Raw genomic sequence first — 8485 nt, forward strand, 5'->3', positions numbered from 1 at the left:
GGCGAAGGGCCAGACGTTTTCCGTGCGCGACACCACCGACAAGAAGAACCTGTTCCTGCTGGTGCAGCTGCGCTGGCTCGCCGTCGCCGGGCAGGTGGTGACGATCCTGATCGTGCACTACCAGATGGGCATCACCCTGCCGCTCGACCAAATGGGCGCGGTGATCCTGTTCCTGGTCGCGCTGAACATCGCCAGCGTCCTGCATCTGCGCCGCCAGACCTCGGTGTCGAACACCCAGCTGTTCCTGGAGCTGCTGATCGACGTGTCGGCGCTCACGGTGCAGCTCTACCTCAGCGGCGGCGCCTCCAACCCATTCATCTCGCTCTACCTGCTTCAGATCACCCTGGGAGCGGTGCTGCTGGAGGCGTGGTCGGCCTGGGCGCTGGTGCTGGTCGCCACGGCCTGCTTCACCTTCCTGATCGGCGCCTACCGCCCGCTGGCCCTGCCGCCGGGGCTGGAGGGACTTCTGCTGGGGCTGCACATCCAGGGCATGTTCCTGTGCTTTGTGCTGACGGCCAGCCTGATCGTCCCCTTCATCACCCAGATCACCCGCAACCTGCGGGCGCGTGACGCCCATCTGGCCGATCTGCGCCAGCGCTCCATGGAGGAGGACCACATCGTGCGCCTCGGCCTGCTCGCCTCCGGCGCCGCGCACGAGCTGGGGACGCCGCTCGCCACCCTGTCGGTGATCGTGAACGACTGGCGGCGGATGCCGGTGGTCAAGGGCGACCCCGACATGGCCGAGGACATCGCCGAGATGCAGAACCAGATCGACCGCTGCAAGGCCATCGTGTCGGGCATCCTGCTGTCCTCCGGCGAGGCGCGGGGGGAGGGGACGCTGCGCACCACGGTCACCGCCTTTCTGGACGATCTGGTGGAGGAGTGGAAGGCGAGCCGGTCGCCGGCCTGCGTCGACTACGACAACAGCGTCCGCTCGCGGGAAGGGATCATCTCCGACCTCGCGCTGAAGCAGGTGATCTTCAACGTTCTGGACAACGCGCTGGAGGTGTCCCCTGGCTGGGTCGGCATCGCCGCCGGGCGTCAGGGGGACAGCCTCGTCCTGACGGTCAACGACGCCGGCCCCGGCTTCGAGGAGCGGATGCTGGCGGAATTCGGCAAACCCTACCGGTCGAGCAAGGGGCGGCCCGGCGGCGGGCTGGGTCTTTTCCTGGTGGTCAATGTGGTGCGCAAGCTGGGCGGCTCCGTCGCCGCGCGCAACCGCCCCGGTGGCGGTGCCTCCGTCACCATGACCCTGCCGCTCGCCGCCCTGTCCGCGGGAGAGAGCCATGGAGACTGACCGTTCCCTCGTGCTGGTGGAGGACGACGCCGCCTTCGCCAAGGTCCTGCGCCGCTCCTTCGAGCGCCGGGGCTATCAGGTCTACTGGTGCGACAGTCTGGACGGGCTGCGGGCGCTGCTGGAGACGGTGCCCTTCGCTTACGCGGTGGTGGACCTGAAGCTGGGCAACGGCTCCGGCCTGGAGTGCGTCCGGGAGCTGCACGCCAACGACCCGGAGATGCGGATCGTCGTCCTGACCGGCTTCGCCAGCATCGCCACGGCGGTCGAGGCGATCAAGCTGGGCGCCTGCCATTACCTCGCCAAGCCGTCCAACACCGACGACATCGAGGCGGCGTTCGAGCGCACGGAGGGCGATCCCTCCATCGCGCTGGGCGCGCGGGCGACCTCGCTGAAGACGCTGGAGTGGGAGCGCATCCACGAAACCCTGGCGGAAACCGGCTTCAACATTTCCGAAACCGCTCGCCGCCTGGGCATGCACCGGCGCACCCTGGCCCGCAAGCTGGAGAAGAAACAGGTGCCCTGAACCGGCTTCCCCCTGTCCAGTCGGTCAAAGGATGCGCATGGCCGCTGGACAATGGCGGCCAGTCCGCCCATTTTTCACGGCCTGTTACAGTCGTGTGTCATACGCAGCAGCAAGGAGCAGTGTGAAGTGTCTCTTTCCACGTCGAGCAGCAGCCCCTCCGATCCCCGGACCGAGGCCCGCCGTCTTCTGACGGACGCCATCTCCACGTACCTGCAGTCGTGCAAGGATCTGGCTGCTGCGACCGAACGCGCGACCGAGACGAGCGGCAGCATCGACACCCAGGCCCGCCGCAAGGCTTACCAGACGCTGACCGAACTGGGCGATCAGGTCCGTCTCGCGCAGCGCCGCCTCGTCACCGCGGCCAAGCAGGCCCGTCGGGTCATGCCGGTGGCCGAGATCGAGGAGGTCGCCAAGAAGCTGGACAAGCGCGACACCACGGAAAGCGCCGCCGTGCTGGTCAAGGCCGCCCTGGTCAATTGACGTCTGTTGGGGGATGGCTCGCCTGTTCGGCATAGACGAATCCGCCGGATTGGCGGGAATCGCCGACTTTTTGCGGGTCACAGCGTCGCGCCCGGTCGATTCCGATCGGGAGCATCTTGCGCGCCGCCGTCCGTCAGGGTAGGTCAGAGGCGCCTGGAGCCCTGGAACATGCTGGGGTTCCGCCACGAACAAGGGGAATTTGGGAATGACGAAGGCCGATCTCATCGACGCGATCGCCGGCAAGCTGGGCGGCACGAAGGCCGACGCCGGCAAGGCGCTGGACGCGGTTCTGGAGAGCCTGCAGGACGCGCTGGTCAAGGGGGAGACGGTCAAGCTGCCGGGCTTCGGCCAGTTCGAGATCGCCGAGCGCGGCGAGCGCACGGGCCGCAACCCGCAGACCGGTGCGGAGATCAAGATCGCCGCCTCCAAGGCGCCGAAGTTCTCCGCCGGCAAGGCCCTCAAGGACGCCGTCAACGGCAAGGCCGAGTAAGGGCGCCGGTTTACCCCTCTCCCTCCCCGGGAGAGGGGATTTCACCACCCGGTCAATGCGGGTTCGCCGGTCCCGGCGTGGCGTCGGCTAGCCAGCGGCCGAGCGGGTCGTCCGTTTCGCTGCCCGTATCGTTGGACGCCTCGCTCCAGCCCGGCGGGACGCCGTCCATGTTCGGCAGGCGGTGGGCGATGCCCTTGTGGCAGTCGATGCAGGTGCGCTGCCCGCTGAACAGATATTGCTGATGGATGCGCGCCGCCCGCGCCCCCTGCTTGGTGATGTCCATCGACTCCGCGCTGTGGCAGTTGCGGCATTCCAGGGAATTGTTGGCCTTCAGCCGCGCCCATTCATGCTCGGCCAGCTCGCGCCGCTTCTCCACGAACTTGTCGCGCGTGTCGATGGTGCCGAAGATCTTCCCCCAGACCTCCTTCGACGCCTGCATCTTGCGGGCGATTTTGTCGGTCCAGTTGTGGGGGACGTGGCAGTCCGGACAGGTCGCCCGCACGCCGGAGCGGTTGGTGAAGTGGATGGTGGTCTTCAGCTCCTCGAACACATTGTCCCGCATCTCGTGGCAGCTCGTGCAGAACTTCTCGGTGTTGGTCACCTCCAGCGCGGTGTTGAAGCCACCCCAGAACATCACGCCGGCCAGGAAGCCGCCCAGAGTCAGGAAGCCGAGGCTGAGGTAACGGCTCGGCCCCGCGATGATCCGCCAGGGCCGCAGCAGAAAGTCGGGCAGCTTCATCGCCGGTCACCCCCGTCCGACGGGCGGCTGATGAGGCTGTCCATGTCTTTGAAGGTGTTCGGGACGATGGGCTGGGCCATGGTCTGGGGAACGTGGCACTGCGTGCAGAAATAGCGGCGCGGCGCCACGGCGCCCAGGGTCTGGCCCTCGCGGTCGACGTAATGGGTGATGCTGATCATCGGCGCCTGGGTGGCCCCGGTGAATTGCCGGCTGTGGCAGGTCAGGCACTGGTTGTTGTTCAGGCTGATCTGATAGTCGCGGATGTTGTGTGGGATGACCGGTGGCTGCTCCGGATAGTTGCGGGCGACCCGCCGGTCGTCGGTGACGTCGGCGGGGATCGGCGGGGCCGGGTCCTCGTCGGTGAACTGGATCGGCGGGCGGAAGGGCTCGCGGACCTGTCCGGTTCCCTGGGCGGCGAGCAGTGCCGGCACGAGGCAGGGCAGGGCCGCGGCCAGCGCGAGCATGAGATGGCGGCGCATGGTTGCGGTCCTCCCTCAGACGGCCACGATCTTGACGGCGCACTTCTTGAAGTCCGTCTGCTTGCTGATCGGGTCGGTGGCGTCGAGCGTGCACTTGTTGATGAGGCGTGCCGAGTCGAACCAGGGCACGAAGACGACCCCGCGCGGCGGCCGGTTGCGCCCGCGCGTCTCGACCCGTGTGCGCATCTCGCCGCGCCGTGACATCACCTTGACCTCCGAGCCGCGGCGCAGGCCGCGCGCCTGCGCGTCGTCCGGGTGCATGTAGACCAGCGCCATCGGCATGGCCTTGTAGAGTTCGGGCACCCGCATGGTCATGGAGCCGGAGTGCCAATGCTCCAGCACGCGCCCGGTGACCAGCCACAGGTCGAAGTCCTTGTCCGGCGATTCCGCGGGGGGTTCGTAGGGGAAGGCGAACAGGTTGGCCTTGCCGTCCGGGTTTCCGTAGAAGCGCACCCCCTCGCCCTTCGGGACATAGGGGTCGAGTCCCTCCCGGTAGCGCCACTTCGTCTCCTTGCCCTCGACCACCGGCCAGCGCAGCCCGCGCACCTCGTGATAGGTGTCGAAGGGCGCCAGATCGTGGCCGTGGCCGCGCCCGAAGGCGGCGTATTCCTCGAACAGGCCCTTCTGCACGTAGAACCCGAATTCCTTCGACTCCCGGTTCTCGTAGGCGGGGTCCAGCTCCGACACGGGAAAGCGATCCACGGTGCCGTTGCGGAACAGCACGTCGAACAGGCTCTTGCCGCGGAAGTCGGGGTTGGCGTCCAGGATTTCCTTCGGCCAGACCTCATCGGTGGTGAAGCGCTTGGAGAACTCCATGAGCTGCCAGAGGTCGGAGCGCGCCTCGCCCGGTGCGTTGACGAGCTGGTGCCAGAAATGGGTCCGCCGCTCGGCGTTGCCGTAGGCGCCCTCCTTCTCCACCCACATGGCGGCGGGCAGGATCAGGTCGGCGGCGGCGGCGGTCACCGTCGGGTAGGCGTCCGAGACCACGATGAAATTCTCCGGGTTGCGGTAGCCGGGATAGGTCTCGTTGTCGCTGTTGGGCGCCGCCTGGAGGTTGTTGTTGACCATGATCCAGTAGGCGTTGAGCTTGCCGTCCTTCAGCATCCGGTCCTGCAGGACGGCGTGGTAGCCGATCTTGCCGGGCAGCAGGCCCTTGGGGATCTTCCAGCCCTCCTCGACGTGGGAGCGGTGGGTGGGGTTGGTCACCTGCATGTCGGCGGGCAGGCGGTGGGCGAAGGTGCCGACCTCGCGCGCCGTGCCGCAGGCCGAGGGTTGGCCGGTCAGCGAGAAGGGGCTGTTCCCCGGCTCCGAGATTTTCCCGGTCAGCAGATGCAGGTTGTAGACCATGTGGTTCACCCACACGCCGCGGACGTGCTGGTTGAAGCCCATGGTCCACAGCGACATGACCTTGGTCTTCGGGTCGGCGTACATCTCGGCCAGCGCCAGCAGCCGCTCCTTCGGCACCTTGCTCAGCTCCGCCACCTTATCCAGCGTGTAGTCGCTGACGAAGGCGGCGAACTCGTCGAAGCTCATGGGCTTGGAATCGGTCGGGTCCTTGGCATTCGCGGCGCGCACCTCCAGCACGCTTTCGGGGCGCAGCCCGTAGCCGATGTCCTTCTGCCCCAGGCGGAAGCTGCAATGCTTCTCGACGAAATCCTTGTTCACCCGCCCGGTCTGGATGATGTGGTTCGCGATGTAATTCAGGATGGCCAGATCGGTTCCCGGCTCGAAGATCATCGGGATGTCGGCCAGCTCGAAGCTGCGGTGCTCGAAGGTCGAGAGGACGGCCACCTTCACGTGGTTGTGGGCCAGCCGCCGGTCGGTGATGCGCGTCCACAGGATGGGGTGCATCTCCGCCATGTTGGAGCCCCACAGGACGAAGGCGTCGGCGTGCTCGAAATCGTCGTAGCAGCCCATCGGCTCGTCCATGCCGAAGGTGCGGATGAAGGCCACGGCGGCCGATGCCATGCAGTGGCGGGCGTTGGGGTCGAGGTTGTTGGTGCGGAAGCCGGCGCGCATCAGCTTGGACGCGGCGTAGCCTTCCCAGATCGTCCACTGGCCGGACCCGAACATGCCGACGGCGTCCGGCCCCTTCTCCTTCAGGACCCGCTTCCACTGGCGGGCCATCTCGTCGAAGGCCTCGTCCCAGGAGACCGGGCGGAATTCCCCGTCCTTGTGGTACTTGCCGTCGCGCATGCGCAGCAGCGGTTGGGTCAGCCGGTCCTGCCCGTACATGATCTTGGACAGGAAATAACCCTTCACGCAGTTCAGGCCGCGGTTGACCTCCGCCTGCATGTCGCCGTGGGTGGCGACGACGCGGTTGTCCTTTGTGGCGACCATGACGCTGCATCCGGTGCCGCAGAAGCGGCAGGGCGCCTTGGACCAGGTGAGCTGGGCGTCCTCGCCCGCCACCATGGATCGCTGGGCCATGGCGGGCAGGCTGATGCCCCCCGCCGTCGCGGCGGCCGCGACCGCCTGCGCCTTGATGAAATCCCGCCGGTCAAGCATGGGTTCCTCCCCCCTTTTTCTTGACGAATGTGAAATCTGAAAGCGTCAGTGCTGCGCCGTGTCAGCGCTCCCCCGCGGTCCGGGCCGCCATCGGCTCGGCGTGGTGGAAGACCATGACCGCCGACATCACGCCGGGCATCAGGTGGATCGCGGTCATGTGGTCGGCGATGCGGCCCTCGTGGGGGCCTTCCACGGTCACCACCATCCGGCCCCGCTCCTCAGCATGGACCTCCACGTCGCCCAGCGCGGCGATGGCGGCGCGCACGTCGGGGCTGCGCTCGGGCCGCAGATGGACGAGGATCGAGGCGATGTGCCATTCCGCCGGCGCTTCGGCCAGTCGGTCCTGGGCGTCAGGATGCATGGGTGGTCTCCGGTCCGAGTTGCAACGTGACGGCGTCGGCGGGGCAGGCGGCCAGACAGGCGCCGCAGCCGGTGCAGGCGCCGTCCTCCACCGCGGGAACCGCCACGCCGCCCGGCGCCAGGGCGAAGCGGATGGCCGCTTCCGGGCAGGCGTCGCGGCAGCTGCGGCAGACGACACGGTTTATGGCGAGGCAGGACGGGCCAATCCGCGCCGCCAGCGTCCAAGGGCGGGCGGCGGCTCGGTCGAAGACCGGTTCGGGGCAAACCTCCGCGCAGGCGGCGCAGAAGCTGCACTCGCCCCGCTGAAAGTCGATCTCGGGGAAGCCGCCGTCCCCACGGCGGATGATCCCTTCCGGGCAGGCGTCAACGCAGGCGCCGCAGCGGGTGCACAGATCGATGAAGCGGTCCGCCCGGGACCAGGGCGGGCGCAACGGCGCGGGCTCCGCGCGCCGTCGTCCGCGGAGAAAGCCCCGCCGCCCTCGATCGACCGTCTCATCGGCCATGGCGCCGCTCCCCTCACACCGGGGGCGGACCGGGCGGACCCATGATCAGTTGCGACATCCAGACCAGGAAGCCGTAGCCGCCCACGACGGCGACGGACAGGATCGGCCAGATCACCACCGCCAGGACAAGGAACATGACGATCTCCCGTCGCTTCGCGCCGGGATCGGGCAGGGGTGGGCTGGCGGCGGCGCGGGATGGGAAGCGGGTTGGGTCCGGAGGCTGGTGGCGGCTCATGGGGGCTCCCGTTTTTGGCGGGCTGTAGCGTCGGCAGACGACCGAGAAAGCGGTCGAACGATCCAACAACAGGTTGAGCGTGGCTTCTGTTCCAGGCCGGAAGCGCGCAATGGAAACGGCGCCAGCGGGGAGCGGCCACGGCGTTTGGGGATGATCCGGCGGACGGACGATTCGAAGCCAAAACTTTTTTTGATGGTGCGGGGATTAAGCGGGCCGCCGGTCCGTAAACTGTGTGAAGAGGGGATAAGGAGGTCGGACGGCCTTGGTGTGATTTGGGTCTCCGGATTGTTTATTTCCGATTCGCACGGAACATACAGATTAGATCAACTAAGAGGTTGCTGATGATCTGAAGTTCTGTAAGATTGGAACGGCCGTTTTTGGTGTAACGGCTTCTCCACTGTTGTGATCGTAAGTGAAGCGAACTCAATCAGAGGCCGCGCCTGCTTTGGCGCGGCCTTTTTTCCGTTTTTCGAAGTCATAACACGAAAGTTTGGCATTATGGGTACTTACTTCGTGTAGGGCATAACTGAAACGATAGCTGCGACAGAGGGGACTATTTGTGCTGTGATTCCTGAAACGGATGTTGTGTTCCGCTGATTGTGTGGTATACCAAGTACGAAATGCGGAACACCAAGCCTCTCCCAGCGGTGGCGGTGGTGCTCCCGCCAAGACATGAAGGGCACGCAAGCCCCAAAGAATGGCAATGCGACAACAACCATCGGCCCCGCCCGGCTGAGTTGAGTGTTCGATCACCGCATTGGGGAGGAAGAGTAATGAGTCAGTCCATCGCTGCACCGCCTGGCGGCTCGCAGGCGCCCATTTCCGAAGGCGCGCGCTGGATGCAGATCGTCGTCGGCATCGTCTGCATGGT

Annotated in this window: 10 protein-coding genes; 4 read left to right on the forward strand and 6 right to left on the reverse strand. The window is 66.6% G+C overall.

What is annotated here, in order from left to right:
- Positions 1 to 22 precede the first annotated feature (22 nt).
- The 4 genes from H0B54_RS12200 (at position 23) to H0B54_RS12215 (ending at position 2790) form a co-directional block, all read left to right on the forward strand.
- Entirely contained in the window at positions 23 to 1297 is a 1275-nt protein-coding gene (locus tag H0B54_RS12200; RefSeq protein WP_188260544.1) for an ATP-binding protein, read from the forward strand.
- Positions 1287 to 1820 carry a response regulator transcription factor gene (locus H0B54_RS12205; RefSeq protein WP_188260545.1) on the forward strand — a complete coding sequence of 178 codons (534 nt, stop codon included), beginning with the start codon at positions 1287 to 1289 and terminating at the stop codon, positions 1818 to 1820. The genes H0B54_RS12200 and H0B54_RS12205 overlap by 11 nt, the downstream gene beginning before the upstream one ends.
- Before the next feature lie 126 nt (positions 1821 to 1946).
- Positions 1947 to 2300 (forward strand): hypothetical protein, encoded by a 354-nt coding sequence (locus tag H0B54_RS12210; protein ID WP_014241891.1) that lies wholly within the window; start codon positions 1947 to 1949, stop codon positions 2298 to 2300.
- A gap of 205 nt (positions 2301 to 2505) precedes the next feature.
- Positions 2506 to 2790, forward strand: coding sequence for an HU family DNA-binding protein (locus H0B54_RS12215; RefSeq protein ID WP_014241890.1), 285 nt, complete (start codon positions 2506 to 2508; stop codon positions 2788 to 2790).
- A gap of 52 nt (positions 2791 to 2842) precedes the next feature.
- Here the strand turns inward: H0B54_RS12215 and H0B54_RS12220 are convergent, their stop codons facing one another.
- The 6 genes from H0B54_RS12220 to napE form a co-directional block, all read right to left on the reverse strand.
- Positions 2843 to 3529: a cytochrome c3 family protein gene (locus H0B54_RS12220; RefSeq protein ID WP_040136129.1), complete on the reverse strand. Its 687-nt coding sequence runs from the start codon at positions 3527 to 3529 to the stop codon at positions 2843 to 2845.
- Positions 3526 to 4008: a nitrate reductase cytochrome c-type subunit gene (locus H0B54_RS12225; protein ID WP_188260546.1), complete on the reverse strand. Its 483-nt coding sequence runs from the start codon at positions 4006 to 4008 to the stop codon at positions 3526 to 3528. Before H0B54_RS12225 ends, H0B54_RS12220 begins: the two co-directional genes overlap by 4 nt.
- 15 nt (positions 4009 to 4023) lie before the next feature.
- Entirely contained in the window at positions 4024 to 6516 is a 2493-nt protein-coding gene (gene napA / locus H0B54_RS12230) for a periplasmic nitrate reductase subunit alpha (RefSeq protein WP_188260547.1), read from the reverse strand.
- 61 nt (positions 6517 to 6577) lie between these two features.
- Positions 6578 to 6877 carry a chaperone NapD gene (locus tag H0B54_RS12235; protein WP_188260548.1) on the reverse strand — a complete coding sequence of 100 codons (300 nt, stop codon included), beginning with the start codon at positions 6875 to 6877 and terminating at the stop codon, positions 6578 to 6580.
- Positions 6867 to 7379 carry a ferredoxin-type protein NapF gene (gene napF, locus H0B54_RS12240; protein ID WP_188260549.1) on the reverse strand — a complete coding sequence of 171 codons (513 nt, stop codon included), beginning with the start codon at positions 7377 to 7379 and terminating at the stop codon, positions 6867 to 6869. The genes H0B54_RS12235 and napF overlap by 11 nt, the downstream gene beginning before the upstream one ends.
- A 13-nt stretch (positions 7380 to 7392) precedes the next feature.
- Entirely contained in the window at positions 7393 to 7614 is a 222-nt protein-coding gene (gene napE, locus H0B54_RS12245; RefSeq protein ID WP_188260550.1) for a periplasmic nitrate reductase, NapE protein, read from the reverse strand.
- Between the last annotated feature and the right edge of the window lie 871 nt (positions 7615 to 8485).

Source organism: Azospirillum tabaci, assembly GCF_014596085.1.
Classification (GTDB): Bacteria; Pseudomonadota; Alphaproteobacteria; order Azospirillales; family Azospirillaceae; genus Azospirillum; species Azospirillum tabaci.